The sequence below is a fragment of the Rhizobium sp. N731 genome, from assembly GCF_001664145.1.
In the GTDB taxonomy this organism is placed as follows: domain Bacteria; phylum Pseudomonadota; class Alphaproteobacteria; order Rhizobiales; family Rhizobiaceae; genus Rhizobium; species Rhizobium esperanzae.
Genome location: NZ_CP013601.1, coordinates 3,128,963 through 3,155,817, shown reverse-complemented (window position 1 = coordinate 3,155,817; position 26,855 = coordinate 3,128,963). Strand labels below are relative to the sequence as shown.

The window sequence follows — 26,855 nt, the reverse complement described above, 5'->3', positions numbered from 1 at the left end:
AGGAGGCGGCTATTGCCCCTCACCCTCACCCTCTCCCTGTAAAACGGGGCGAGCGGACGTGCCCCGGGAGGCCAACGAGGAACGGAGAGGTTGCGGCGTGTTCCCTTCCCCCGCTGGCGGACGCTGGCGGGGAGCAACCATGTTTCATTTTTGCTGGTATTGTGGCGTCCATTCGGTCTTTCGAGAGAGGATTGTGTTGGCGAGAACGATGAGTTTGCGTGCGACGGCTATGACGGCGCACAGGTGATCCTTTCCGTTCTGACGCAAGCGGGCGTAGAAAGAGGCGAGATCCGGATTGTGCCGGGTTGCCGTAAACGCGCACATGAACAGGCTCTTTCGCAGGCGTTCGCGACCACCCTGGATGCGGCGTCTGCCATGATATTTTCCGCTATCATCGTCATAGGGTGCGACGCCGGCAAGGGCGGCGATCTCGGCGCGGCTGGCATGGCCGAGCTCGGGCAGCCGAATGATCAGGCACAGGGCGCTGCGCAGCCCGATGCCCTTAATAGAGGTCAGCAGATCGAGCCGTTGCGAAAGGTCACAATCGTCGCGAACCATCTTTTCGAGCCGCAGCAGATGGGCCTTTCGGCAGGTTTCGAGGCGGGCGACCTCGCGCGCATGACGGCGCTTGATCGCCTCCGACAAGGCGGTCTCGGCAAAGGTTTTGATCAGGGCGATCTGCTGCTCGATCTGTTCCAGATAGGTCAGTTCGGCCGCCAGTTTGTCGAGGCGTGCATCCGGCAGCGCCGGCAACTGCTCGAGACTTGCCGTGAAGAGCGCAATCAGCACGGCATCGAGGCGATCGTTCTTGGCTCGCTTGAGCCGGCTCTTGGCAAAGAAGCGCAATTGCGCCGGCTGCAGACGCGCCGCCGGCCGCTTGCCGGCCCGCAGATGCGCCAGCAACCGCCATTCATAGCCGCCGGAGGCTTCGAAGCCGATGCGGCTGACGTCATGCTCTTGAAGAAAGGCGTCAAGCGCCTTCAGGCCAGCAGCGTCATAAGTGACCCTCAGCCTTGCGCGGCCGGGATGGAGGGCAATGTCGAGATGGCTTTTGCCGACATCGATTCCGGCACAAATCATGCTATTATCGGTCATCTTCGTCGTCCCTGTCTTGGATACGAACCCCAAGGTTCCTGCAACCACACGGGCCAGATGAAGAGCCGGTTGCGATCCTGCTCCCCACAGCCCCTAACGGCTAAGAAGGTGACGATCCGACAACCAGCTGCCGGGCGGGCGGCCACCCGCCCGGCAGGCATCAGTATCCTACATTTTGCTCATCCAAGAAGGTGGCGGCAGCCGGATGTGGGGCGCAGCAGGGTTCTGCGGTAATTGCTGCTCCAGCGCTCAAGATAGCCTCGCCCTGCGTGGCCGGAGGCGAAGCCTCGAAGGGCGGGCGGGCATTCCGACCTGGATATGACAGGGCAACCCGGCAGGTGGTCCTTCAAAGCGGTTGACTTTATCAGTCAAATCAGAACATTTCAGGAACGATCAACCGGAACCCATCACCGTGGCCAATGCTGAAAAGTTCATCGTGCTCCCTTACCGCAAGAACCGCGGCAATCTTGTGCCCGGCGAAATGCGCCAGGCATCGAATGCCGTCAGCGCGGAAAAGATCGCTTCGGCGATGGCCGAGCGTTTCGTCGGGGTCGCGGCCTACGCCGTCGTCGTCGACGAGGAAACCGGCGACATGAGCTCCCCGCGACTGCTCGCGCGATATGGCGAGATTGCCGATCTCAACGCTGCCTGAGCGCGATTTCCCATGGAGACATCGCTCTACCTGCCGGTAAAAACCTTCCTGGAGGCAGCCGGTTATGCCGTCAAGGGCGAGGTCGGTGGATGCGATCTCGTTGGCTTGAGCGATGGCGAGCCGCCGGTCGTGGTCGTCTGCGAACTGAAGCTCACCTTCAATCTCGAACTGCTTCTCCAAGCGGTCGATCGCGCGGCGATGAGCGATGAGGTCTGGATCGCGGCGCGCGTTTCGGCCAAGGGGCGCGGGCGAGAGACGGACAAGCGCTACCGCGACCTCTGCCGGCGGCTCGGCATCGGCATGCTCGGTGTCTCGGATGGCGGCGAGGTCAGCGTCATCGTCAGTTCCATTTCGCCGATGCCGCGAACCAATCCCAAGCGGCGTTCACGCCTCGTCAAGGAGCATCAGCGCCGTCGCGGCGATCCTGCCGTTGGCGGCGGCTCGCGGGCGCCGATCATGACGGCCTATCGACAGCAGGCGCTGCTCTGCGCGGCCGCGCTCGACCGGGGAATTGTGCGCCCGCGGGATATGAAGGCGCTTACGCCGAAGGCCGGTCCGATCCTGCGCGACAATGTCTACGGATGGTTCGAGCGCCAGGAAAAGGGCGTCTATGCCCTGACGCCGGCGGGACAGGCCGCTCTTCTGCGATGGCCGCAGTCTGTCCAGCCCGATCCGGCTCTCTCGGCGCTGTAGCGGGATTGCGCATCCTGCGCCCGCGCTTGTCTGTCGGGGCGGCAACATCTGTGAGGGACGTGTCATTCTCTTTGACAAATCCTCCATCATCGCCCATATCACCCTCAACTGGGCCGCCTTCGCGACATTCGCGTGGGCGGTTTTGCATTTCAATGGCTTAGACCCTGCAATTCATTCGCAACCGCAGGAGGACGATATGAGCGACAACGGCGATCTGACGGTTCGGACGCTGGCGATGTGGGGGATTCCATTGTCGCTCGGCGTCATGGGGCTGAAGATGGTGGCCTGGTGGGTCACCGGCTCGGTGGCGCTGCTGTCGGACGGACTTGAATCGACGGTTAACGTCGTTGCCGCGTTCATCGCTTTCTTTGTCATCCGCTATGCGCAGAAGCCGGCCGATCACGACCATCCCTTCGGCCATCACAAGGCGGAATATCTCTCTGCCGTCACCGAGGGCGTACTGATCGTCGTCGCCGCGCTGCTGATCGTCAACGAGGCGGTCGGCTATCTCGCTGCGCCGCGCATGCTCGATGCACCGGTGCTCGGCCTTGCGATCAATCTGGCGGCTGGCGTCATCAATGCGGTGTGGGCGCAACTTTTGATCCGCGCCGGGCGCAAACACCGCTCGGCGGCACTGGCGGCGGATGGGCAGCATATCATGTCGGATGTGGTGACATCCGTGGGCGTGCTCGTCGGGCTGCTGCTGGCGCTGGCGACGGGTTACGCGATTTTCGACCCGGTGCTTGCCATCCTCGTGGCCTGCAACGTTCTCTATCAAGGCTGGAAGGTGATCTCGCAATCGATCAGCGGTCTGATGGACCAGGCGGTCGAGCCGCAGGAAGAGGAAGCGATCAAGCAGGCGATCGCCACCCATGCGGCGGGTTCGATCGGCGTGCATGACCTGAAGACGAGGCGGGCCGGCACCGTCACTTTCATCGATTTTCACATGGTGGTGCCCGGCACTATGTCCGTGCGACAGGCGCATGATATATGCGACCGCCTTGAGGATGCCATCAGAGCGGTGCATGAGGGCGCTAAAATAGCCATTCATGTGGAGCCGGAGGGCGAAAAGGCCCATGGCATCCGCGTCAAAGTCGTCAAGGAGGCATGATGCCGAATACCGATGTTTCCAGCCTGTCGATGCTGGGTCAGCAAGCCGAAACTGCGAAATCGCCGGAAGAGGCGGTGCTGGAAAAAGTGCCGTCCAATCATGCCGGCACCGACTATGTCGTGCGCTTCACCGCGCCGGAATTCACCTCGCTCTGCCCGATGACGGGGCAGCCGGATTTCGCCCATATCGTCATCGACTACATCCCCGGCGAATGGCTTGTGGAATCGAAGTCGCTGAAACTCTTCCTGTTTTCCTTCCGCAATCACGGCGCCTTCCACGAGGATTGCTCGATTTACATCGCCAAGCGCATCGTCGAACTGCTCGACCCCAAGTGGCTTCGCATCGGTGCTTACTGGTATCCGCGTGGCGGCATTCCGATCGACGTCTTCTGGCAGACGGGTAAGCCGCCGGAAGGTGTGTGGCTGCCGGAGCAGGGCGTCGCCACCTATCGTGGCCGTGGGTGAGGAGCGGTCGGGCAACGCCCGAGCAATCGATCCAGTGAATCGATTGCAGGGACGAACGCCCTGAGCCCAAGCGAAGGGCCGGGATACGGTGCGGCAATGTAAAACCAACTGCCGGCCATTTCGGCCCGTTAAACCTCAAACATCCGTAACGTCGCCGGACGAGTCATCACTGTAATCGTCCCCATCGTCGTAATCGGCCTGCTGCACATTGTCGTCATTATCATTACCGGCATTATCAGAGGCCTGGCGCGTGTCGTCGTTGCCGTAATAATTGTTAATGACGGTCTCTTCGGTTGGCGCGGCCACATTGCCGAAAGGGTTGGCGCCGAAAGGCGAGCCCCAGCCGAGCGAGGACATGTGGTTGCCGAAGATGCCGCTCAAGGAGTTGGCAAGCAGCATGCCGCCGGCAACACCCGCGGCTGTGCCGAGTGCGCCACGCAGGAAGCTGCCGCCGGCAGACGGCACATAGGCCTGCTGGCTCCAGGGGCCGGTGGGCTGCTGCTGCGCCTGGCGATCGTAGCCGCGCGGCTCGTCATAGGCGCGGGACGGCTGCCCCCAGGGGCCGGGATTGGAGGGGACAGGCGCGGGCTGCTGTGTCTGGGTATTGCCGAAGATCGAGCTCAGGAAGCCGCCGCCCTGTTCGGCCTGGTGGTGCTCGCTGGCTCCGGCTTCAAACTGCCGGACGCGCTCCTCGAGTTCCTTGATGTGGTTGGCGGCCGCTTCAAGCCCCTTTTCCTGCACGATGACCGCCTGGGCGAGATAATAAGTGGCTGACGGCTGCTCGCGCGTCGCCTGCTCGATCAGGGCTTCGGCCTCGCGATCGCGCGGCTGGGCTTGCGCCGTGCGCACGCGGTCGAAGAGGGCGGTCAGCAATTGGCGTTCTTCCGGTGACATGTCCGGTCTCCTGTTGATCTCGTTTGGCGGTTGCCATGTGAGAGGTGAGGTAGGAACCGATTCCGGCTTTTCAAAGCCTTCCACCGTTACATTTCAGTAAGGCTTGCGGAACGGTGCGCGGCTTCTTAAGGATATCTCCATCGCTTCGGTGCCTTGTGTTTTTCCCGCATTGTTTTAGGCATTGAGTCGCACTATGTGCGAGGAACCCGAATTCATCTCCGAGAGGTTCGAATGAACGACGAAGAACAGGACGACAAGACGAAGGAACTGCCGCTCGGCAAGGAAACGGAGGCGAATCTTTTCAAGTCGCGTTCGATCTTCATCTATGGACCGATCAACCAGGAACTGGCGCAGAAGGTCTGCTCGCAGCTCGTCGCACTTGCTGCGGCGAGCGACGAAGACATTCGCATCTATGTCAATTCGCCCGGCGGTCACGTCGAATCCGGCGATTCCATCCATGACATGGTCAAGTTCATCAAGCCGAAGGTGTGGATGATCGGCACCGGCTGGGTCGCTTCGGCCGGCGCGCTGATCTATGTCGCGGCTCCCAGGGAAAGGCGCCTGTGCCTGCCGAACACGCGCTTCCTGCTGCACCAACCGTCGGGCGGCACGCGCGGCATGGCATCCGACATCGAGATCCAGGCACGTGAGATCATCAAGATGAACGAGCGCCTGAACAAGATCATGGCGGAGGCCACCGGCCAGCCGCTCGAGAAGATCGCCAAGGACACGGATCGCGACTACTGGCTCTCGGCCGAAGAGGCGAAGGACTACGGCCTTGTCTCGCGGATCGTGACGTCGCAAGCCGACATCTGAGTTTTCTCGGTCGGAACCTTCGAAACGCCCTTGCCTGCCGACCGCGGGTGAGGGCGTCTTGATTTCGGATGGTGCTTGCGGTCATCGACCGGCAGAGCTGGACGGAAAGGCCTCAATCTGGACTTGCGCGGGCGGCAACCATTATGCTCCATGCGCCATTCCAGCAGCTCAGAGTCCGCCATGCTCAAAGATTTTTCCGTCCAGGCCCTGTTCATGGGTCTGCTTACCGCTTTCGTCGGCTCCGCCAGCTCCTTCGCCGTCGTGCTGCACGGGCTGCAGGCGGTGGGTGCGACGGATGCGCAGGCCGCTTCGGGGCTGATGGCATTGTCGATCTCTATGGGCGTCTGCGCGATCGTGCTCAGCGCCGTGACTCGACTGCCGATCAGCGTCGCCTGGTCGACGCCGGGGGCGGCGCTGCTCGCAAGCACAGGCGCAATCGAGGGCGGCTTCAATGCGGCGGTCGGCGCATTCCTCGTCTGCGCCGTGCTGATCATCATTGCCGGGCTGTTCAAGCCGCTCGGCCGGGCGGTGGCCGCCATTCCCGCGCCGCTCGCCAACGCGATGCTCGCCGGTGTGCTGATCGGTCTCTGCTTTGCGCCGGTGAAGGCGATCGGCTTCAATCCGCTGCTCGGTCTGCCGATCGTCATTTCCTGGATCGTCGTCGGCGCGTTCCGGCGTCTCTGGGCGGTGCCGGCCGCGCTTGCAGCCTTCGTGCTGGTGCTCGCCTTCGGCGTCGACATTCCCGACGGTGCTTTCGCCTCGCTCGAACGATCGCTGGTGCCAGCTGCGGAAATCGTCCGCCCGGTGTTCAGCCTCGCAGCCTTCATCTCGATCGCGCTGCCGCTTTTCATCGTCACCATGGCCTCGCAGAACATTCCCGGTATCGCCGTGCTGAAGGTCAATCACTACGATCCGAAGCCAGGTCCGCTCTTTGCCGTCACAGGCTTCTTTTCGTTGCTGTCGGCGCCTTTCGGTGGACACGCCGTCAACCTGGCGGCCATCACCGCGGCAATGTGCGCCGGGCATGACGCCCATGCCGATCCCAAGCGGCGCTATTGGGCGTCGCTGATCGCTGGCGTCGGTTATGTGATCCTCGGGCTGCTCGCAGGCGCGGTGACGGCCTTCGTCGCCTTGGCGCCGCCTATTCTGATCGAGGCGGTGGCGGGGCTGGCGCTGGTCGGGGCCTTCTCATCCTCGGCGATGTCGGCTTTCCAGGCGCCGGAATCGCGCGAGGCGGCGGCGATCACTTTCCTCGTAACGGCATCGGGCGTTTCGTTCGGCGGCATCTCAGGCGCCTTCTGGGGATTGATCGCCGGCGGGTTGATGCTCGCGCTGTCGCAGCTGGTGAGGATTTGGAAACGACAGTCTCAGTCGAAGTAACGGAAGGGGGTGGGCCGCGAGGGCTTGCCAGTTTCACCGCCCAAGGTTATAAGCGCGGCCATGAAGACCTCTGGCGCCAAGATTTCCGACACGATTGCACGCGGCCGCATCGCCCTGCGTGACGTCTCGAGCGCCGTGACCTCGCTTCTTCTCCTCGGCCTTACGCGCGGTTGCCGGGTCCGTTGAGGAGCGCCCGGCGGCCGAAAGCCCGCCCGGTATCGCTCCTCGCGACTCACTTTCAAAATTGACCTAACGACCGACGAAGGTCCGCATTTGTTTATCGCCAAGTCCGATTCGATCGGCTAAGAGGCGGGGCAAATGCCGGGACGAGGAGACAAGACAATGGACAATACCAACAGCCGATCCTCCGCGAAGGGCATGCCCGATGCCGCGACGAAATACCGGCCCTATCCGCAGGTGAATATTCCCGACCGCACTTGGCCGACAAAGACTATCACCAAGGCGCCGGTGTGGTGCTCGGTCGATCTGCGCGACGGCAACCAGGCGCTGGTCGACCCGATGGGCCACGATCGCAAGGCCCGGATGTTCCATTTGCTGCTGGAGATGGGCTTCAAGGAAATCGAGATCGGCTTTCCCTCCGCCTCGCAGACGGATTTCGATTTCGCCCGCTGGTGTGTGGAAGAGGGCAACGTGCCCGCCGATGTCTCGCTGCAGGTGCTGGTACAGTGCCGCCCGGAGCTCATCACCCGCACCTTCGAAGCGCTGGAAGGCGCAAACCGGCCGATCGTGCATTTCTATAACTCGACCAGCGAGCTGCAGCGCCGCGTCGTTTTCGCCAAGGATGTGCAGGGCATCAAGCAGATCGCCGTCGATGCCGCCAAGATGATCACCGACATGGCCGCCAAGGCCGGCGGCGGCTATCGTTTCGAATATTCGCCCGAGAGCTTCACCGGCACGGAGCTGGAAGTGGCGCTGGAGATCTGCAACGCCGTCATCGAGGTGGTGAAGCCGACGCCCGACAACAAGCTCATCATCAACCTGCCGTCCACCGTCGAGATGGCGACGCCGAACGTCTATGCCGACCAGATCGAATGGATGTGCCGCAACCTCGACAATCGCGAGAACCTGATCGTCTCGCTGCATCCGCATAACGACCGCGGCACCGGCATCGCCGCCGCCGAACTGGCCTTGCTGGCAGGCGCCGACCGCGTCGAAGGCACGCTGTTCGGCAATGGCGAGCGCACCGGCAATGTCGACGTCGTGACGATGGCGCTCAACATGTTCACGCAGGGCGTCGATCCCGGGATCGACTGCTCGAACATCGAGCGCATCAAGGAAGTATTCGAATATTCGAACCAGATGGCGATTGCCGAGCGTCACCCTTATGTCGGCGAGCTGGTCTATACGGCTTTCTCCGGCTCGCATCAGGATGCGATCAACAAGGGCATGAAGGCCGCACAGGTCGCCAATCATCCTGTCTGGGAAGTGCCTTATCTGCCGATCGATCCGCGTGATGTCGGCCGTTCCTACGAGGCGATCATCCGTATCAACTCGCAGTCCGGCAAGGGCGGCATCGCCTATATCCTGCAGCAGGATTACGGGCTCAACCTGCCGCGCAACCTGCAGGTCGAGTTCCGTGAAGAAATCCAGCGCATCACCGATGTCGAGGGCAAGGAGCTTCCCTCGAAGCGCATCTACGACCGCTTCATCGAGCGCTACGTGACGCAGCCCGAGGCGCGCCTCAAGTTCGTCGACCACCACACCTATCCCGACACCGAGCGCAAGGGCCAGCGGATCGTTGCAGCTGAAATCACCGACAATGGCGAGATCAAGCGCATCGAAGGGCGCGGCAACGGCCCGATCGACGGCTTCATCAACGCACTGTCGCATTATCTCGGCATCGAAATGTCGGTCGAGGACTATTCGGAGCATTCGCTGCAGCACGGCTCGAACGCGGCGGCGATCTCCTATGTCGAGACCTCCTATCCCGGCGGCAAACTCTTCGGCGCCGGCATCAACACCAACATCGTCGCGGCATCGCTGGAAGCGATCGTCTCGGCGGCCAACCGGGTGCTCGAGGTGAAAGCTGGCAAGGCTTGATCGATAGGTGACGTAATATCAGTGCTTTGATCAGGATTGCCCGTTGCGGATGCTCGGGCATTCGCTCCTGTGGGCCACGTCAAATCGTCGATCTGCCGATCAGATCGCGGTGGCGATCTTCATGGCGAGCTGGCCGAGGTTGGCTTCGGCGGAGGGGCCGGCGAGAACATAGGAGGTGCCGGCATTGTGCCAGGTGACCAGGCCAATCTCGTCCTTGATCGTTTCCTTGAAGTCGTCGGTCTCAGACGGCTGCGCGTCCTTCCGAAAGCAGATGGAGATGATGTCGCCGTCGCTGTTGGAATAGACGAGCTGACCGACAGGCCGGTTGTCGCCGAGGATGACGCGGGCACCCTGGAAGGTCCAGGATTCGGTGCTGAGATCCGGCACACGGAAAGGCACACCGATGGCGGTCGTCAGCCAGCTGGAGATTTCTTCGGCCTGTGAGGCCGGCACTTCGACGAGGTGACGGGGCTGGCGGATCAGCAGGCGTTGATAGGCGGTGACGTCGCCGAGCCAGTCATTGGTATTGGCGGGCGCCGTGGCGGTCGTGGTGGCGATCTCGTCGGCATCCGGGGTGGTGGCGGCAAAATAGCCAATGCCGCAACCGACGACGAACAGGATCAGAGCGGCTGCCAGCGCCTGTGGGCCGCTGGGAGCCAGTTTCACCTGGGGGCGTATGGCGCGCTGGGTGATCGGGGTCTTTGGCGGCTGCGTGCTCTTGATCGAGCGGACGAGGGCGAGCGGCACCGGCTCCTTCAGGACATCGTCCAGGCGGCGGCGGCCGAAATCGGCGCCATGGCGCAGCTTTTCATGCAGACGCCGCGCGCTCTCGTCGCTAGCCAGACGCTGTTCCAGTTCGTGCCGCTGTTCGGGAGAGACCTCGCCGTCGAGAAGGGCGGTGAGCTGGGCTTCTAGCGGCAATTTCCTAAGATCGAGCAATTCAGTACCTGTGGATGGGGTGGGTGCCGGCAAGTCCGGCGAAATGCAGCCTTGCGGTCGCCAGCTGGGAGACGACGCTTACCGTCGAAATGCCCATGATGTCGGCCGCCTGCTGATAGCTGTGACCTTCGACATCGACGAGCAGGAAGATCGAGGAAACGCCCTCAGGCATTTCGGCGATCATGCGATGGATGGCGTCGGGATCGACCAAGGCCGAGCGTTCACGCGCAGCCTCTCTGATATCGGTGACGTTGCCGCGTGCCGACGCCTTCGGCTTCCGCTTGCGGCTGTCCTCCGTCCACTGCTGGCGGGCAAGCGTGTAGATCCAGCTTTCCAGTCGGCCCTCGCCATTCCACTGATGCCCCCTGGCAATGGCGCGCAGACAGACGGCTTGGACAAGTTCGTCGGCCACACCGGCTTCGCCCGCGAGCGTGATCGCGAAGCGGCGAAGGTGGGGCAGAAGGCCGACGAGATCACGCCGGAGGTCGATGGTCGTTGCGGGCTGACGCATTGTCTATCCAAGAAGCATTCACAATGGTTTCGCGGACGAAAGCTTCGCCATCGGACGCGAAACCGGCTTTGTTGGCACCGGAGATGCAGATGCTTTATGAAGCAAATCCACTGCACTTCGCAAGCATTCGGTCATCCTATCCCCTTTCCCAAGGGGTTTTCCCAATCTAGCCCGCAAAGCTTGCGTCAATATGTCTTGTAACCGTTCAAGCTTTGCAGCAGAGCGCGATAGGCCCAGGTGTCTTCGCCGCCGCGGTCGCGAATTTCGACGAGCTGGACGCGCGCTCCCTGGATGTCTCCTTGTTCCACCAGTGCCATGCCCATGTAGGAGCGGGCGAGAATATAATTCTCATCCGCCTGCAATGCCTTGCGGTAATAGGACATGCCGAGCTCCATGCGACCGGCCTTGCGATTGGCATAGCCAAGATAGTTCAGAATGCGGGGGTCGTTCTGATTAAGGGCAAGATTGAGCACGGCGATGGCATTCTCATACTGGCCGGCATAGGCGAATTCGCGGGCGAACTTATAGAGATCGTCGTCGTTGAAGCTGTTCTTCTTCGGAGTGACGCATTCCTTCTTGGCCTTGTCCCAGACCTTGCCGCCGGTGCAGGTCTTGGTCGTCTGCGTCTTCGGCGGCGGATTGGTGTCGTCGTTGCTGTCGCCGACCGCGAAGGCGGCGCTTGCCATGCCGAAGACAAAGCCGGCGGCAAGTGTTGTTCTGCACAGGCGATGGAAGGGGGAAGTCATTGGCGGCTCCGTTCTGAGGCGATGCAGTCGGCTGGATTGTACGCTTACCGGTAAAAATACCAAGAGGGTAGGCCGCCTCCATGACAAATGTTGCGACGGTGGCGAAGCGCTTTCCGAGATTGATTCAAGTGCCGCATAAACAGAGTCCGAAGTCAGCGCTAAGGCGCGAAAATATCGACGCTTTCCGACATCATCGCATCGCCTGTCCTGTTCAGGCTGAAGCGCTCGCCGGTGAGTTCCCAGGCGCCCGGAGAGCCGTCGATGGAAAAGAGGTTGTAGGCGGCCGGCGGCTTTATGCTGCCCGGCCCCTGCGAGGCCGACGCGATGCCGACGACAGGCACCGGCTGCACCTGGCCGCGCAGCCAGTGCAGCGTATTCAGATGCGTGTGGCCGTGCAGCACGAGCTCGGCGCCGCCGGTCGAAATCACGGCCGCGAAGCGGCGGATGCCGATCATGCGTTTGTGGAAGGCGGTGGCGCCGCGGATCGGCGGATGATGGATCATGACGACGCGGAAGAGACCGGCTTCGCCCGCCGCGCGCAGCATGTTCACCGTGTCGCGGGCCTGGCGGGCGCTGAAAAAGCCGGAGGCGGCGAAAGGGGGCGTGGCGACGGCCGTGGAGCAGCCGACGATCGCAACTTTGTCGCGGACACGCAGATAGGGAAAGATGCGGCGGTCTTCCTGCCATTGCGGCGAGGCGAGATCGCCGCGGACATAATCGTACCAGGCCCGCATCGATTTCTCATAGGCACCCGGCACATAGGCGTCGTGATTGCCGGGAACGACCGAGGTTTCGGCGGGATCGCCGAGCGCGCGCAGCCAGGCGGCGGCGGCGCGGATCTCGATGCCGCTCGCCAGGTTGACGAGGTCGCCGGTAACGGCCAAATGATCGGCCTGATGGGCGCGGATGTCATCGAGAAGCAGATCCAGCGTGCTGGCGAAAAGGTGCTTGCGTCGATTTCGATGCCAGTTCACAAAGCCGGTTATGCGTTTGGAAAACAGCTCTTGAATGGAAAGACGAGGCAGTGGTCCGAGGTGGACGTCGGAAATATGCGCGAGCTTGAACATGCTACGAGACATAGACCAGCTTATTGACAAATCAAACACATCCGGCGCGATGAAGAGCCGAAACGGAACGATGGTGGATAAAGAGAAGCGGCCCCCTCACATCAGGCTGGCGCTACGCCTCCTGCATGTCTATTTCTCCTTCGCCCGCGGCATGACGATGGGGGTCAGGGCCGCCTGCTTCGATGCGGACGGCCGGATCTTTCTCGTGCGCCACAGCTATATCGGCGGCTGGCATATGCCCGGCGGCGGGCTGGAACGCAACGAGACGGCCGAAGAAGCGCTGATCAAGGAACTGCGCGAGGAGGGCAACCTCAGAATCATCGGAAAACCCCAGCTGGTCCAGGTCTATTTCAACACCACGACCACCCGGCGCGACCACGTCGTATTCTATCGCGTAACCGTCGAGCAGACGGCACCGCGGCCGCCGGATTGGGAGATTTCCGACAGTGGGTTCTTTTCGCTCGACAGCCTGCCCGAGGGTACGACCGAGGCGACGTATCGCCGCCTCGCCGAGCTTCGGGGCGAGCAGGAGCCAGACCACCGCTGGTGAGAAGCTTCAGGCTGCATTCAGCCCGCTGCATAATTTCTTAAGTCGGAATCGATTTAAGAGTAAATTATGCGGCAATTTAAAGTTCTACAGCGTCCTTTGCGCGTCTAAAAAGACGCGCGGCGCTGTAGCGCGGCCATGCGGGCTGTCGAGATCGAGCGCCGGGCCGATGGGGACGATGCCGGTCGGGTTGATCGTCTTGTGACTGCGGTAGTAGTGCTGCTTGATGTGCTTCAGGTTTACCGTCTCGGCAACGCCTGCCGTCTGATAGAGATCCCTGAGATAGCCGGGCAGATTGCGATAATCGGCGATGCGGCGGATGTTGCACTTGAAGTGGCCGACATACACCGTGTCGAAACGCACCAGCGTGGTGAAGAGGCGCCAATCAGCCTCGGTCAATCTGTCGCCGAAAAGGTAGCGGCCCTTGCCCAGGCGTTCGTCGAGAATATCGAGTGTTTCGAACAGTTTGCCGACATTTTCCTCGTAAGCTTCTTGAGTTGTGGCAAAGCCCACCTTGTAGACGCCGTTGTTGACGGTGTCGTAGACGGTGGCGTTCAGCGTGTCGATCTCGGCACGGAGATCCTCCGGATAGAAATTGGCCTTCGAACCCGTCAGCCCGTCGAAGGCGCTGTTGAACATGCGGATGATCTCGGCCGACTCGTTATTGACGATCGTGCCGGTCTGCTTGTCCCAGAGGACGGGAACGGTAACACGGCCGGAATAGTGCGGATCCGCCTTGACGTAGATCTGCCAGAGTGTCCCAGCGCCAAAGAGATGATCGCCGGTAGCGCCGTCACCGATCTTGAACTCCCAGCCATTCTCGAGCATCAGCGGATCCACGACAGAAACCGAAATCAGCTCCTCCAGCTTCTTCAGTTTGCGGAAAATCAAGGTGCGATGGGCCCAAGGGCAGGCGAGAGAGACATAGAGATGATACCGCCCGGCCTCGGCCTTGAAACCGCCGCTTCCGGAAGGCCCGGCCTCGCCATCTGCTGTCACCCAGTTGCGAAATTGCGAGGGCTGCCGTTTGAAGTGGCCCTTGCTCTCCCTCGTGTCGTACCAGACGTCATGCCAGACGCCGTCCACAAGCATTCCCATGATTTTCATTCCCTTGATTGGCGTGTTGGAATTGACGTTAGCTGAGATAGCGGGGCTTTGCAGGCGGTAAAGATTGAACAGTGCGTCACGCCCCCGCGCCAGCAGGATCGGGTGTGCATTTTGCGTTGGACGGCGGAAATTTTTCCTGCTATCGGCCTTTTCACGATTTGAGGAACGCCTGTCTGATGTTCATTTCCAGAAACCTGCGACGACGCTGATGCTCCGAACGCCGAAGGCGTATTCGAGACCCATCAATCTGTCCAACCGGTTTCTGTCATCATGTACAAGCACGATCTCGTCTACCTCACCGAAGACGCGTCCCACGACGCCGCCATCGAACACATCAATGAAGAAGCCTTCGGTCCGGGCCGGTTCACGCGTGCCGCCGCGCGCATCCGCGAGCAGGGGCCGCATGATCTGTCGCTTTCCTTTATCTGCGCCGACGACGGCGAGACGATCGCCTCCGTGCGCATGACGCCGGTGCTGGCCGGCACGGTGAAGGGGCATCTTCTTGGCCCGCTTGCCGTTCGACCCTCGCACAAAAATATCGGTATCGGCCGGGAACTGGTGCGGATCGCGGTGGAAGCTGCGCGGCGCAAGGGTTCGGAAGCCGTCATCCTGGTCGGCGATCCGCCCTATTACGGCCCGCTCGGCTTCGAGAAGGTGGCCTATAACGCGCTTGCCTTTCCAGGTCCCGTCGATCCCGGCCGGGTGCTGGTCGTTCCGATCGCCGAGGGTGTGCACGAGCGGCTGAAAGGCATAATCGCTTGGCGCGGATGATCAGAGATTTTTCCGGAGGAAGCTGCGGGTGCGGCCTTCCGGGAGATCCTCAAGCTCGCCGAAGATTTCATAACCCTGGCGCAGATAGGCGCGGAGAGCCTGCGGGTTGAAGGTATCGATCCAGGCGCCACGACATCCTCGCGCCTTGGCCTCGTCTTCCGCCATTGCGAGGATCTTGCCGGCTATGCCCGTCCCGCGCAGCGTATCGGGGATATAAAGCACTTGGGTGAAGAGCCAGCCCCAGGCGGTAAAGCCCGACAGGCCGCCGGTCACCTTGCCGGCGGTATCGCGGATGAGCACGGCGAGCGGCTGGCGGTCCGAAGGGCCGACATCGCTGTTATTGAAGGCCGAGAGTGCATCGGTGATTGCCGCGACTTCCCCAGCCGAAGGCGATGCCGTGAGCTCGAACTCCGGCATGCGACTATCGCCCTTCGCGCCACCACATGGCGCCGAAAGCGAGCAGCAGGATGCCGACGCCGGCGAAGCCGGCAAAGAGCGGCAGCGTGTTGATTCCCTTCAGGACCGTTTCGTTGGTCATGCGGATCATCATACGCTCGTTATCGGAGACGCGGACCTGACCGCGCACCGGCAGGATCGGCGGAACGCTGATCGCGCCCTTTTCGCTGGCGACACGGGTCACGAGACCTTTGCTCCTGTCGACGACAGGCTTCAGCACGTCGGTCGTCGAGATCATCGCCTTGAATTCGGGCGCATCGACAGCGCCGATATGCACAAGCGTCGATAACTTGCCGTTACGGATTTCGAAGAGGCCGACTTCGTTCATGCGTTTCTCGGCCTTGTAGAGCCCCGGTTCCGTCTGGGTGAGCGGCAAGGTTTCGGTCTTGCCGGAGGGGTAACGCACGGTGGCGTTACCAGGATTGTCGCCGATCGTCTGGCGCGTGACTTCGAGCGTTCGGCCGGAGGCGCGCGCCGTCAACGCTTCTTCCTCGAGCGCTGGTTCCTTCATTAGCCAATGAGCGATGCGGCGATACAGCGAGACATTTGGACCGCCGCCTTCGAAGCCGCGCGCCCACAGCCAGCCCTGATCGGAAAGCAGCATGGCGACGCGGCCTTGGCCGGCGCGGTTCAGCACCAGCAACGGATGGTTGTCGGCGCCAACCATGATCGTTTCGCCCTGCGGCCGTTCGACATCGACGCTGCGGAACCAGCGGCCCCAATGCGGCGGGTCCTCGCCGGAGCCGTCCAAGCCGCGTGTGACCGGATGCTTGCGCCCTTCCTCGGAGAGGCGAGGATAGAAGGCCTTTTCGATCATCCGGCCGGTCGGCTCTGCCGGCAGCACAGAGGCGAGCGGCGTCATCGCGATCGACTCTGGGCTCGCGTGTTCCGGACCGGCGGCGATCAACAGCGCGCCGCCGTTCTCCACGTACTGGGCGATGTTGTCATAGTAAAGCATCGGCAGCACGTTGGCGCGGTCCTGATAGCGGTCGAAGATGATCAGGTCGAAATCCTTGATCTTGTCGATGAAGAGTTCACGCGTCGGGAAGGCGATCAGCGACAGCTCGTTGATCGGCGTGCCGTCCTGCTTTTCCGGCGGACGCAGAATGGTGAAGTGAACGAGATCGACCGAGGCGTCGGATTTCAGTAGGTTGCGCCAAGCGCGCTCGCCGGCATGCGGCTCGCCGGAGACGAGCAGGACGCGCAGATTCTGGCGAATGCCGTCAATGACGTGGACGGCGCGGTTGTTGGCGGTGGTGACTTCGCCGGGAAGCGCGGCGACGGAGAATTCGAGCACGTTGCTGCCGCCAGCCGGCACCTTGAAGGAGAAAGGCGTATCCTGACCGGGCGTTGCCTGCAAGGTAGCGATCTCGTCGCCGTTCAGCTTCACCGTGACGTCGGCCGTGCCGCCGGGGCTCGGACCATCGTCGAAGACGCGCAGGACGACCTGCTGCTCCTCGTTGACGATGCCGAAGCGCGGTCCCTTGATGACTTCGATGCGACGGTCGAATTCCTTGGGCTTGCCGGTGACGAGACCATGGATCGGCGCATCGAAGCCAAGCGCCTGATTGGCGGCCGGGACATCATGGACTTCGCCGTCGGTCAGCATGATGGCGCCGCCGATGCGGGTGGCCGGGACATCGGCGATGTTGGCTGCCAGCGCATCGAACAGGCGGGTGGACGGAACGTCGGAATTGACGTCGCCTTCGACTTCGACGAAGCGGGGTTCTATCTGGGGGAAGCGGGCAAGCTGCCCTTTCAATGCCGCAAGCGCGTCATCGGTCATCTTCATGCGCTCGGGTGTCTGCTGGCTTTGGCTCCGATCGACGATGACGGGGACGATCGTCGACAACTGATCCCGATCCTCCTGCAGCAGTACGGGGTTGGCAAGGGCGCTCAGCAGGGCGAGGGCGGCCAGTGTCCTGATCCAGGCGCCGCGAATGCCGCGGAAGATCGCAAAGGCGGCGATGAGAGCACTGGCGGCGGCCAGTGCCGCTAGAATCGGCCAGGGCAGGAAGGGTGAAAAATCGAAGGTCATCTCATTGCCCTAACCGTTCGAGGAGGTCGGGAACGTGGACCTGGTCGGTCTTGTAGTTGCCGGTCAGCATGTACATCATGATGTTGACGCCGGCCCGGTAGGCATATTCACGCTGCCCTTCATCCGAGGGCACAGTCGGCAGCATCGGCGTACCGTTTTCGTCGACTGCCCAGGCGCCGGCCAAATCATTGCCGGTGATCAGGATCGGCGAAACCCCGTCGGCCGTAGCCGCCGATTTTTCGGTCGTTTCCCGGCCGCTATGCCGGGCCTCGATCCAAAGCGGGCTGCCGGCATAGCGGCCGGGAAAGCTCGACAGGAGATAGAAGGATTTCGTCAGCACGTGATCCGAGGGGACCGGTTCGAGCGGCGGGATATCGAGATTGGCGAGGATTTCCTGCAGCCGCTGACCGTTGGCGCTGACATCGCCGCCATTGTCCAGAGCGCTGAGCTGGTCGCGCGTGTCGAAAAGCACAGTGCCGCCGTTGCGCATATAGGCGTCGATGCGGCTGATCGCGGCTGATGACGGCATGGGCGCCGTTGCCGAAACCGGCCAATAGATGATCGGATAGAAGGTGAGTTCGTCCCTGGTGAGGTCAAGGCCGACGGGCGGCGCCGGCTCCAGCGTCGTGCGGAAGGTCAGGAACTGGGTCAAGCCCTCAAGGCCGCGCTCGGATATATTGTCGACTTCCTGCTCGCCGGTGACGACATAGGCGAGGTGCGTGTTGTCAAGCCTCTCCAGAATGAGGTCGTCATCGGGCCGAGAGTCGTTGGCGTGAAGTGTGCCGGGCTGCAGCAGGAAGCCTGCGCCGAGTACGACCGCGATCACGCCCACGGCGCGAGCGGCCGGGCGCAATCGCGAGAAAGCGCCGTTCATGAAGAGGACGATCAGGCTGTCGGCGAGCAGCAGCAGAAAGGCGACCAGGAAAAGAGCCGGCTTTGCCGACCAGCTTTCGCCGCCGATCAAGCCTTCGCGCACGGCATTGGTTCCAGCGGTATCGAGCGGCTTCAGTTCGGCGTTGTCGGGCAGCACGTTCAATGAGGTGAAACCTTCTTCAGAACCGTAGAGGCCGGGCGGATTATCGAAATTCGCCGTCGGTTCGGCTCCGGCCCTGGGGATCAGAGGTCGCGCCGAGCCAGTCTCGGAAACGAGCACACCCTTGGCCGTCAGCATGCGGTAGGGAGGAAGGGTCTCGGAGACACGCGCGCTGCTGCGGGCCTCGGACGTCACACCGCCTGAGCGCGATATCTGCAGGAGGTGACGCAGCATATCGACGAAAGTGCCCGAGATCGGCAGATCGGACCAGGTCGCTTCCGCTGTGACGTGGAAGAGGACGATCTGGCCGGATGCCAGCTGCTTCATCGTGACCAGTGGCGTGCCGTCGGCGAGGCTTGCCCAGGTGCGTTCGGCAAGGTCGGGTGTCGGCTCGGCGAGCACCTGCCGTTTGACGACGACATCGGCGGGACGCGGTATGCCCGCGAAGGGGCCGATGCTCGGAAATTCGGCCAGCGACTGCGGTTCGCTCCAGGACAAGGTGCCGCCCAGCGCTCGTTCTCCCTGGCGTAGGATGACGGGAATGAGCGGATCGTCGGCAGGTGCCGCCGCCATGCGCGGGCCGGCGAAACGCAGGAGCATGCCACCATTCGATATCCAGCGTGTCAGAGGTTCGTAGGTCTCCTCCGGCAGGCGGCCGATATCGGCCATGATGATGATCGAAGGGTTGCTGGCGAGAAGTTTCGGTATTGCGACCGCCAGATCGGAATCGCTGGGCTGGATGAGGTCCGCATAGGGCTGCAGCGCCCGCTGGATATAGTAGAGCGGCGAGAGCAGCGGCTGGAATTCATCGGCTCCGGTACCGGACAGCAGGACGACGCGGCGCCGCTTGAACGCGTCGTCGAGAAGGTGGACCGCGCCTGCCGTCGCGCCGTTGTCGACGCTGATGCGGGCGAAATCGTTGCGCATCTCGAAGGGAGCGGTGATCGAACTCGTGGCGACGCTCTGGCCGGGACGGAAATCCACCCTGCCGTTGGCGATCGAGCGGCCCTGGGCATCGACGGCGTTCAGCGCCACGGATGCGGGGCGCGAACTGTCGAGCCGCGTGACCTTGACCGTCATGGCGTCGGCCGCATTGCTGGCGGCGGTGACGGCAACCGTCTTCGTGGCATCGCCCTCGATCAGGCGCAGATCAGCGGGCTGGAGCTCGGCGAGCCTGCGCACCGTCGGATCATCGGCTTTGGCGGCGGCGCCGTCGGTCAGGAAGGCGAGGGTACCGGGCTTGACGCCGTTGAGCGCCGCGCGCAGCGCCTGAAAGGCGCGCTCGCGATCGGGGACCAGCGGCCGCGGCTCGGCAGCACGCAGCTTGTCGCGGGCGCTGGCTGCGGTGCCGGGCACGGCATCGTTGGTGGGATCGGCGGTGAAGGCGATCGCTACCGGCGTGCCGGCGGATTCGGCATCGTCCACCAGCGCGTCGGCAGTCTGGACGCGACGCTCCCAATCGGGCGATGCCGCCCAGCTGTTGTCGACGAAGAGGACGAGCGGGCCACCCGATGCCAGCGAATTGGTGCGCGGATTGAAGACCGGATCGGCAATCGCAAGGATGATGATGGCAGCGAGCAGCATGCGCAGAAGCGTCAGCCACCAGGGGCTTTGCGCCGGTGTTTCCTCGCGCTTCAATACCGATGCAAGGATCTTCAGCGGCGGAAAGACCTCCGTTTTCGGGCGTGGCGGCGTCAGCCGCAACAGCCACCAGATGACCGGCAAGGCTATGAGGGCGCCGAGAATGGCGGGATAGGCGAAAGCGAAGGGAAGGGCGTTCATAGCAGCCCTCCATGCGTTGCCTTGGCCGGCATGCCGGACAGGTACATGTGGACCGCGACCAGCGCCTCCGAGGCAAGATGATCGGTGCGGTGGGTTGTAAAGGTCCAGCCGAGATGGCGCAGCGACTGGCCGAGGCTGTCCCTACGGGCAAGGTAGGCGTTGCGATAGGTCTCGCGGACGTGTTCGGCGCGGCCGGAAATCAGCTTGGCGCCGGTCTCCGGATCGATGAATTCGGTGCGGCCGCTATAGGGAAAGATCTCTTCGGCGGGATCTGCTATCTCGACCACATGGCCGTGCAGGCCGCGGCGGGCAAGCGGGCCGAGCCGCTCCATGATAACAGGAGCGTCGTCGAGGAAATCGCCGATGAGCACGAGGTCACTCCAGCCGCGGATCATCGCTGTTTCCGGCAGTCCGCCGGTCAGCGGCGCGTGCATGAGCGCGGCTGCGAGGCGTTCGGCGGCATTACGGGTGGAGACGGGTTCCATGATGCCGGGGCAGCCGATGCGCTCGCCGGAGCGGGCGAGGATTTCAGCAAGCGCCAGCATCACGACCAGCGCCCGGCTTTCTTTGGAGACGCTGCCGTAGCTCGACTTGTACATCATCGAAGGCGACATGTCGCACCAGAGCCAGATCGTGTGCGCCGCCTCCCATTCGCGCTCGCGCACATAGGTATGATCGTCGCGGGCGGAGCGGCGCCAATCGATGCGCGACAGGCTTTCACCTTCGGCATAGGGTCGGAACTGCCAGAAATTCTCGCCGATGCCGCGCTTGCGGCGGCCGTGCCAGCCGGCAATCACCGTATTGGCGATGCGCTTGGCTTCCACCAGGCAGTCCGGCATCAGGGAGGCCCGCTGCCTGGCGCGGGAAAGGGCATCGCTGCCTGACGTCGGGTTGACGGTCTGTCCGATAGGTGCCACGCGTCCGGCTTCCTTATCCCTTTGCCTGCCTGACCAGTCCGGCGATGACGTCGCGCACCGACATGCCTTCGGCGCGGGCAGCGAAAGTCAGCGCCATGCGGTGCTGGAGAATGGGTTCGGCAAGCGCGAAGACATCATCAAGGGACGGAGCGAGGCGGCCTTCATAGAGCGCACGGGCACGGGCGCAGAGCATCATCGCCTGGCCGGCGCGCGGGCCAGGACCCCAGGCGACGTTCTTGTCGGTCGAGGCATTGCCCTGGCCGGGGCGGGCGGAGCGCACCAGCGAAAGGATGGCGTCGACGACGGTCTCGCTTACCGGCATCTGGCGCACCAGGGTCTGGATCTCGATCAGCCGCTGCGCGTCTATGATCGCTTCCGGCCGGGTTTCGTTGAGGCCTGTCGTCTCGAGCAGGATCTGGCGTTCGGCGGCGAGCTCGGGATAGTTGACGTCGACCTGCAGCAGGAAGCGGTCGAGCTGGGCCTCGGGCAGGGGATAGGTGCCTTCCTGCTCCAGCGGGTTCTGGGTGGCGAGCACATGGAAGGGAGCCGGCAGGTCATAGCGCTGCCCGGCGATGGTGATGTGATATTCCTGCATCGCCTGCAGAAGTGCCGACTGGGTGCGCGGCGAGGCGCGGTTGATTTCGTCGGCCATCAGGAGTTGAGCGAAGACTGGGCCTTTGACGAAACGGAAGGAACGGCGGCCGCTGTCGTCCTGATCCATCACTTCGGAGCCGAGAATATCCGAAGGCATCAGGTCGGGCGTGAACTGGATGCGGTTGGCGGCAAGCCCCAGCACCTCGCCGAGCGTGGTCACCAGCCTGGTCTTGGCAAGGCCGGGGACGCCGACAAGCAGGGCATGACCGCCTGACAGCACAGCGAGGATGGTGTTCTCGACGACGCTCTCCTGACCGAAGATCACTTTCGAGACTTCCCCGCGGATGGCGGCGATATCGGAGAGCGCCCTTTCGGCTGCGGCGACGATCGCCTTTTCATCGAGGCTGGCTTCGGTCTTCATCATACCCACGGGCATCTCCAACGGCTGAAATCATTCGGCAGCGAATCGGCGGACTTATACATCTGCCTCATACTCGATAGAGTTATGGAGATGCGACGGGCTGACAAGTTCGTTACGAATGACTATCTCGTGACTTCACTTCGTTAAGGACAAACCGGGACGGAAGAATGGCAGCCGAAGAAATCAGCGGACAGGCGGATGCGGCGGGGCTTGCCGCGCTGATCTCGCGCGCCTCCGCCGAAAACAGCGGTAAAAAACGCGGGCTACCGCCGGTCGAGCGGTGGAATCCGCCTTTTTGCGGCGATATCGACATGGAGATCAGGGCCGACGGCACCTGGTTCTACATGGGTACGCCGATCGGCCGTCCCGCGCTGGTGCGGCTGTTTTCGACAGTCTTGCGCAGGGACGAGGACGAAAAGACCTACCTCGTAACTCCTGTGGAAAAGGTGGGGATCAGGGTCGTCGATGCGCCGTTCATCGCCGTGGAGATGAGCGTGACGGTGCGCGAGGGCCGCCAGGTGCTGACGTTCCGCACCAATGTCGGCGATGTCGTCGAGGCGGGAGGAGAGCATCGGCTGCGCTTTGCCATTGCGGGCGAGAATACCGAATTGAAACCCTATCTGCACGTTCGCGGGCGGCTGGAGGCGCTGGTGTCGCGTGCGGTAATGTACGAACTGGTCGCGCTCGGCGAGACGCTCGACGTGGAGGGGCGGGCGATGTTTGCGATCTGCTCTGCCGGCGAGGTCTTCCCCGTCATGCCGGCCGATGAACTGGATGCACTTAGCCGATGAACGATGCGATCGCCCAACGTTATCCGCTGTTCTCAGCAGCCGAATTCCGCCGCCGCGCGCTCAACCAGAATGGCGGGCCGGTGGACCAAGCCTGGCGCGATCACGGCGACCATGTCCTCAATCCTGATATCGTGGAGGAGGTGGCGACCTTCAAGCTGCGCGACGCCGCCGTGCTCGTGCCTGTCGTCGACGACGGCGAGGAAGCGCATGTGATCTTCACCAAGCGCACGACGACGCTGCGCAAACATTCCGGCCAGATCGCCTTTCCCGGCGGCTCGATCGATCCGGCCGATATCTCGCCTGAAATGGCGGCGATCCGCGAGACGGAGGAGGAGATCGGCCTGGCCGCTTCCTTCGTCGAGACGGTCGGGCGGCTGCCGAACTATCTCGCCTCGACCGGTTTCCGCATTACGCCCGTGCTCGGCGTCGTCGAGCCGGGTTTCGCGCTGAGGCTGAACCCGGCCGAGGTGGACGACGTGTTCGAGGTGCCGCTTTCCTTCCTGATGAACCCGGCCAATCACCGCCGCGACAGGCGCGTCATCGACGGCATCGACCGGCATTTCTACCGCATGCCCTATGAAACCAGGATGATCTGGGGCATCACCGCCGGCATCGTCCGCACGCTCTACGAAAGGCTTTATGCATGACCGGCATTGCCGACCAGGCATGGTTCCGCGATCCGGCCCTCGGCCGGGTCCTTGCGCTTCTCAATGCCGATGAGGGGGAAGGGCGAGTGGTCGGCGGCGCGGTGCGCAACAGCCTGATGGGCCTGCCGGTCAGCGATATCGACATCGCCACGACGCTGAGGCCTGAAATCGTCATGGAGCGGGCGGCGGCGGCCGGCGTCAAGGCAGTGCCGACAGGATTGCAGCACGGCACGGTGACGCTCGTCATCGATGGCAAGCCTTTCGAGGTGACGACGCTGCGTACCGATGTGGAGACCGACGGGCGCCACGCCAAGGTCGCTTTCAGCACCGACTGGAAGGCCGATGCCGAACGGCGGGATCTGACAATCAACGCGCTCTATGCAGACGCCGAGGGCGAAGTGGTCGATCTCGTTGGCGGACTTGCCGATATCGAAACGCGCAACATCCGCTTCATCGGCGATGCGGCAAGGCGTATCGCCGAGGACAATCTGCGCATTCTGCGCTTCTTCCGTTTTTTTGCCTATTACGGCTCCGGACGGCCCGATGCGGAGGGCCTGAAGGCCTGTGCGGCGGCGCGGTCGAAACTGAAGACGCTGTCGGCCGAACGCGTCTGGTCGGAGCTCAGAAAACTGCTCGGTGCTGCCGATCCCGGCCGGGCACTTCTCTGGATGCGGCAGGTGGCGGTGTTGACGGAAATTCTGCCGGAATCGGAACGTTGGGGGATCGATGCCATCCCTTCGCTTGTCGCCACCGAGAGGGCGCTCGGCTGGGCGCCCGATCCGCTGCTGCGCCTGATGGCGATTGTACCGCCCGATGCGGCGCGGTTGGAGGCGCTTGCGGCCCGGCTGAAACTCTCCAATGCGGAAGCGGCCACTCTCAAGGCCTGGGCGACGGCGGCGCCGGTCAACGACGAAATCTCGCCGGCCGCTTTCGAACGGCTACTTTACCGCAACGGCCCTGACGGCATAACGACGCGGCTGAAGCTAGCGCTTGCCGTTGCGCGCGGCAAGGCTGAGGGCGATCTTGGCGAAATGGCGCGTTCGGCGCGGCTCGGCAAGCTCATGGATCAGGCCGCGAACTGGAAGAAGCCGCAGTTTCCTCTGAATGGCGGCGACGTGCTTGCGGCGGGTGTCGCATCTGGCCCTCGCGTCGGCGAACTGCTTGCGGTGCTGGAAAATCAGTGGGTGGAGGAAAATTTCACCTCCGATCGGACGGTGCTGCTCGCCCGGCTGCAGGAACGAACGCAATAGCCGACATCGCGTCGCATCGGATGGATGCGGCGCGGCTCCCTTGTTGCCAGGACTCGGTCACCGGCCGTCAGGCGGCGGTGGCTTCGTCGCGGATGCGTGCCTTGATGTTATCAACCATGTTTTCGCGTATGATCGTTTCGCCGTGAGCAGTCTTCAGGTGCTCGACTGCGCGGCGAACCACCTCTGCGTCATTATCCGCCCGGGTGTGCCAGGCGCAGCCGGGAACGAGCGTGCCGCATTCGAAAAGTCGCATGGTTTTCTCCTCTGTCTGGAACGCAACGGCCATCGCGCTTTCACGCGATTGATGAAATGTACGTGCGAAGAGAAGGTTCCGGCCGGCAGGAGGTGGCGACCGGAGAAGGTGCTTCAGTCGGGCATTGCCCAAGCTTTGTAGGTTTCCGAGAGATGGCCGGGCGTGTTGCTGTTGGCTGCGTCATTCTGCAGATCCTCCGGCGACTTTCCGCCGGCCAGTTGCAGCTTGACCTGCTCGATGAAGCAGGACAGCGGCAGATCGGAGCCACTCTTGGCCCGCAGTTTCTCGGCAATGCGGATCAGGAACTCGGGTGTGTCGATTGCACGGAATGTTTCCTGGGCATCCGTGGACGCAGGCGAGCCGCTTTTTGTCGTCATGACAATCCTCCTCCGATTGTTACGCACGTACATATAAAGTTAGGACTCACTGAATTTTTATGAAGGTCCTTCAGCTCGAATTATCGATGAGTTTTTACAGTCTCACGGCCAGCGTACTACCGGAGGCAGTGACGAGAGAATGGATTCGACGTTGCCGCCAGTCTTCAGGCCGAAGATCGTGCCGCGATCATACAGCAGATTGAATTCGACGTAACGGCCTCGGCGGATCAATTGTTCGTCGCGGTCGGCTTCCGTCCATTGCTTGTTGAAGTTGGAGCGAACGATCTTCGGATAGACCATGGCGAAAGCCCTGCCGACGTCCCGCGTGAAGGCGAAATCGGCATCCCAGCCGCCGGCTTCTCCGCTCGAATGCAGCCAGTCATAGAAGATGCCGCCGATGCCGCGAGGCTCGTTGCGGTGCTTCAGGAAGAAATAGTCGTCGCACCAGGCCTTGTAAGCGTCGTAATCGGCGACGGCGTGATTGCGGCAGGCGATCTCCATGGCCTTGTGGAAGAGCCGGCTGTCCTCGTCCTCCTGCGTGCGGCGGCGCGACAGCACCGGCGTCAGGTCGGCCCCTCCGCCGAACCAGCGGCTTGTGGTGACCACCATGCGGGTGTTCATATGGACCGTGGGAACATTGGGGTTGACGGGATGGGCGATCAGCGAGATGCCCGAGGCCCAGAAGCGCGGGTCGTCCTTGGCGCCCGGTATCTGCGCCCGGAATTCCGGAGAGAATTCGCCATGGACCGTTGAGGTATGGACACCGACCTTCTCGAAGACGCGGCCTTCCATCATCGACATGCGGCCACCGCCGCCGGCGCCTTCTTCGCGCGACCAGTTCTTGGCGACGAAGCGGCCTGGCTCCTGATCGGAGAGGGGGCCTTGCAACTCGTCTTCGAGAGCTTCGAAGGAGGCGCAGATCGTATCGCGCAGCCCTTCGAACCAGTTGCGGGCGGCCGTCTTCTTCTCTTCGATATCCTCAGGCAAGCCGATTGGCAGTTCCGGTCTTTCCATGTCACGCCTCCGCGGCCGGCATCCGTTGAGGATGCGACTCGCTCATTCCTTGTTGCCCGCCACATCTAGCAGGCGGCGCCGCCCCTCGCCAAGCTGCGGCCAGGGCATCGAGATTCGACTCGCAAAACAAGGGTTTCGATACTATCTTTTCGACAGAGGTAGGGTTGATGGCAAAAATTCCAGGACCTCCGTCCTTCGACGGCCTGAAACGCAGAATGGCGAGACACCGGGCGGAAAACCCTGCCCGTAAGAAAGACCATTTCGTGCGTGAGACATATTGCCTCGGCCTCCTCGACGCCCGCGCCAAGGCGCGCGAATGGTTCGACGAATATCCGAAAGCCGCCTATTGGACCGAGGTGGAAAGCTGGCGTCAGCTCGACGGTGACCAGATCGAATTCACCATGCGCCGCCTGCCTTCGGCCGACTGA

29 protein-coding genes are annotated in these 26,855 nt (G+C 62.5%); 14 read left to right on the top strand and 15 right to left on the bottom strand.

Annotation, left to right across the window (positions count from 1 at the left end):
- Positions 1-144: 144 nt before the first annotated feature.
- A complete protein-coding gene (locus AMK02_RS15535) occupies positions 145-1,095 on the bottom strand; it encodes an IS110 family transposase (RefSeq protein ID WP_064800413.1) in 951 nt (316 codons plus the stop codon).
- 412 nt (positions 1,096-1,507) lie between these two features.
- On the opposite strand from AMK02_RS15535, the gene AMK02_RS15530 reads away from it, so the two are divergent.
- From AMK02_RS15530 to queF, 4 genes are all read left to right on the top strand, one after another.
- Positions 1,508-1,747, top strand: coding sequence for a hypothetical protein (locus AMK02_RS15530; RefSeq protein ID WP_064804145.1), 240 nt, complete (start codon positions 1,508-1,510; stop codon positions 1,745-1,747).
- Between the two features lie 12 nt (positions 1,748-1,759).
- Positions 1,760-2,440 carry a DUF2161 domain-containing phosphodiesterase gene (locus AMK02_RS15525; RefSeq protein WP_064804144.1) on the top strand — a complete coding sequence of 227 codons (681 nt, stop codon included), beginning with the start codon at positions 1,760-1,762 and terminating at the stop codon, positions 2,438-2,440.
- A gap of 196 nt (positions 2,441-2,636) precedes the next feature.
- Complete coding sequence (gene emfA, locus AMK02_RS15520; RefSeq protein WP_064804142.1) at positions 2,637-3,551, top strand: CDF family cation efflux transporter EmfA; 915 nt, start codon at positions 2,637-2,639, stop codon at positions 3,549-3,551.
- Positions 3,551-4,015: a preQ(1) synthase gene (gene queF / locus AMK02_RS15515; protein WP_064804140.1), complete on the top strand. Its 465-nt coding sequence runs from the start codon at positions 3,551-3,553 to the stop codon at positions 4,013-4,015. Before emfA ends, queF begins: the two co-directional genes overlap by 1 nt.
- 135 nt (positions 4,016-4,150) lie before the next feature.
- On the opposite strand, the gene AMK02_RS15510 is transcribed toward queF, so the two are convergent.
- Complete coding sequence (locus AMK02_RS15510; protein ID WP_064804138.1) at positions 4,151-4,909, bottom strand: DUF2076 domain-containing protein; 759 nt, start codon at positions 4,907-4,909, stop codon at positions 4,151-4,153.
- 231 nt (positions 4,910-5,140) lie between these two features.
- Between AMK02_RS15510 and AMK02_RS15505 the strand changes: the two genes are divergently transcribed.
- The 4 genes from AMK02_RS15505 to leuA all read left to right on the top strand — a co-directional run bounded on the left by AMK02_RS15505 (position 5,141) and on the right by leuA (position 9,166).
- On the top strand, positions 5,141-5,725 hold the full coding sequence (locus tag AMK02_RS15505) for an ATP-dependent Clp protease proteolytic subunit (RefSeq protein ID WP_011426306.1): 585 nt from the start codon (positions 5,141-5,143) through the stop codon (positions 5,723-5,725).
- Positions 5,726-5,875: 150 nt separating this feature from the next.
- The gene (locus AMK02_RS15500) at positions 5,876-7,105 is read left to right on the top strand and encodes a benzoate/H(+) symporter BenE family transporter (RefSeq protein WP_064804136.1); all 1,230 of its coding nucleotides are present in this window, start codon (positions 5,876-5,878) and stop codon (positions 7,103-7,105) included.
- Between the two features lie 60 nt (positions 7,106-7,165).
- Positions 7,166-7,291: a hypothetical protein gene (locus AMK02_RS32470; protein ID WP_257784615.1), complete on the top strand. Its 126-nt coding sequence runs from the start codon at positions 7,166-7,168 to the stop codon at positions 7,289-7,291.
- A 156-nt stretch (positions 7,292-7,447) separates the two neighbouring features.
- Positions 7,448-9,166: a 2-isopropylmalate synthase gene (leuA, locus tag AMK02_RS15495; protein WP_064804134.1), complete on the top strand. Its 1,719-nt coding sequence runs from the start codon at positions 7,448-7,450 to the stop codon at positions 9,164-9,166.
- A 99-nt stretch (positions 9,167-9,265) separates the two neighbouring features.
- Here the strand turns inward: leuA and AMK02_RS15490 are convergent, their stop codons facing one another.
- The 4 genes from AMK02_RS15490 to AMK02_RS15475 form a co-directional block, all read right to left on the bottom strand.
- Entirely contained in the window at positions 9,266-10,105 is an 840-nt protein-coding gene (locus AMK02_RS15490; protein ID WP_064804132.1) for an anti-sigma factor family protein, read from the bottom strand.
- A gap of 1 nt (position 10,106) precedes the next feature.
- Positions 10,107-10,616 carry an RNA polymerase sigma factor gene (locus AMK02_RS15485; protein WP_064804130.1) on the bottom strand — a complete coding sequence of 170 codons (510 nt, stop codon included), beginning with the start codon at positions 10,614-10,616 and terminating at the stop codon, positions 10,107-10,109.
- A 185-nt stretch (positions 10,617-10,801) separates the two neighbouring features.
- Positions 10,802-11,362, bottom strand: coding sequence for a tetratricopeptide repeat protein (locus tag AMK02_RS15480; RefSeq protein ID WP_064804128.1), 561 nt, complete (start codon positions 11,360-11,362; stop codon positions 10,802-10,804).
- 158 nt (positions 11,363-11,520) lie between these two features.
- A complete protein-coding gene (locus AMK02_RS15475; protein ID WP_064804127.1) occupies positions 11,521-12,429 on the bottom strand; it encodes a metallophosphoesterase family protein in 909 nt (302 codons plus the stop codon).
- 70 nt (positions 12,430-12,499) lie between these two features.
- On the opposite strand from AMK02_RS15475, the gene AMK02_RS15470 reads away from it, so the two are divergent.
- On the top strand, positions 12,500-12,979 hold the full coding sequence (locus AMK02_RS15470) for an NUDIX domain-containing protein (protein ID WP_064804125.1): 480 nt from the start codon (positions 12,500-12,502) through the stop codon (positions 12,977-12,979).
- Positions 12,980-13,063: 84 nt separating this feature from the next.
- Here the strand turns inward: AMK02_RS15470 and AMK02_RS15465 are convergent, their stop codons facing one another.
- Positions 13,064-14,074, bottom strand: coding sequence for a glutathione S-transferase family protein (locus AMK02_RS15465; RefSeq protein ID WP_064804123.1), 1,011 nt, complete (start codon positions 14,072-14,074; stop codon positions 13,064-13,066).
- Positions 14,075-14,353: 279 nt separating this feature from the next.
- Here AMK02_RS15465 and AMK02_RS15460 point away from each other — a divergent pair, with 279 nt between their 5' ends.
- Positions 14,354-14,854: a GNAT family N-acetyltransferase gene (locus AMK02_RS15460; RefSeq protein ID WP_064804121.1), complete on the top strand. Its 501-nt coding sequence runs from the start codon at positions 14,354-14,356 to the stop codon at positions 14,852-14,854.
- Here the strand turns inward: AMK02_RS15460 and AMK02_RS15455 are convergent, their stop codons facing one another.
- Genes AMK02_RS15455 through AMK02_RS15435 form a run of 5 tightly spaced genes read right to left on the bottom strand, consistent with a single transcriptional unit; the run spans position 14,855 to position 22,104 of the window.
- A complete protein-coding gene (locus tag AMK02_RS15455; RefSeq protein ID WP_064804119.1) occupies positions 14,855-15,271 on the bottom strand; it encodes a GNAT family N-acetyltransferase in 417 nt (138 codons plus the stop codon).
- Between the two features lie 4 nt (positions 15,272-15,275).
- Positions 15,276-17,348: a hypothetical protein gene (locus AMK02_RS15450; RefSeq protein ID WP_064804117.1), complete on the bottom strand. Its 2,073-nt coding sequence runs from the start codon at positions 17,346-17,348 to the stop codon at positions 15,276-15,278.
- A 1-nt stretch (position 17,349) separates the two neighbouring features.
- On the bottom strand, positions 17,350-20,163 hold the full coding sequence (locus AMK02_RS15445) for a DUF4159 domain-containing protein (RefSeq protein ID WP_064804116.1): 2,814 nt from the start codon (positions 20,161-20,163) through the stop codon (positions 17,350-17,352).
- A complete protein-coding gene (locus tag AMK02_RS15440) occupies positions 20,160-21,080 on the bottom strand; it encodes a DUF58 domain-containing protein (protein ID WP_064804114.1) in 921 nt (306 codons plus the stop codon). The genes AMK02_RS15445 and AMK02_RS15440 overlap by 4 nt, the downstream gene beginning before the upstream one ends.
- Positions 21,081-21,093: 13 nt before the next feature.
- Positions 21,094-22,104 (bottom strand): AAA family ATPase, encoded by a 1,011-nt coding sequence (locus AMK02_RS15435; protein ID WP_064804112.1) that lies wholly within the window; start codon positions 22,102-22,104, stop codon positions 21,094-21,096.
- A 158-nt stretch (positions 22,105-22,262) separates the two neighbouring features.
- Here AMK02_RS15435 and AMK02_RS15430 point away from each other — a divergent pair, with 158 nt between their 5' ends.
- The 3 genes from AMK02_RS15430 to AMK02_RS15420 are packed head-to-tail and all read left to right on the top strand — an operon-like array spanning position 22,263 to position 24,783.
- Positions 22,263-22,886, top strand: coding sequence for a DUF1285 domain-containing protein (locus tag AMK02_RS15430; RefSeq protein WP_064804111.1), 624 nt, complete (start codon positions 22,263-22,265; stop codon positions 22,884-22,886).
- Complete coding sequence (locus AMK02_RS15425) at positions 22,883-23,533, top strand: CoA pyrophosphatase (RefSeq protein WP_064804109.1); 651 nt, start codon at positions 22,883-22,885, stop codon at positions 23,531-23,533. Before AMK02_RS15430 ends, AMK02_RS15425 begins: the two co-directional genes overlap by 4 nt.
- Complete coding sequence (locus AMK02_RS15420) at positions 23,530-24,783, top strand: CCA tRNA nucleotidyltransferase (protein ID WP_064804107.1); 1,254 nt, start codon at positions 23,530-23,532, stop codon at positions 24,781-24,783. Before AMK02_RS15425 ends, AMK02_RS15420 begins: the two co-directional genes overlap by 4 nt.
- 67 nt (positions 24,784-24,850) lie before the next feature.
- Here the strand turns inward: AMK02_RS15420 and AMK02_RS15415 are convergent, their stop codons facing one another.
- From AMK02_RS15415 to hemF, 3 genes are all read right to left on the bottom strand, one after another.
- Complete coding sequence (locus AMK02_RS15415; RefSeq protein ID WP_064806262.1) at positions 24,851-25,036, bottom strand: DUF1059 domain-containing protein; 186 nt, start codon at positions 25,034-25,036, stop codon at positions 24,851-24,853.
- 113 nt (positions 25,037-25,149) lie between these two features.
- A complete protein-coding gene (locus AMK02_RS15410) occupies positions 25,150-25,413 on the bottom strand; it encodes a hypothetical protein (RefSeq protein WP_064804105.1) in 264 nt (87 codons plus the stop codon).
- A 102-nt stretch (positions 25,414-25,515) separates the two neighbouring features.
- Positions 25,516-26,427, bottom strand: a complete 912-nt coding sequence (gene hemF, locus AMK02_RS15405; protein WP_064804103.1) for an oxygen-dependent coproporphyrinogen oxidase — start codon at positions 26,425-26,427, stop codon at positions 25,516-25,518.
- A gap of 167 nt (positions 26,428-26,594) precedes the next feature.
- Between hemF and AMK02_RS15400 the strand changes: the two genes are divergently transcribed.
- Entirely contained in the window at positions 26,595-26,855 is a 261-nt protein-coding gene (locus AMK02_RS15400) for a hypothetical protein (RefSeq protein WP_064804101.1), read from the top strand.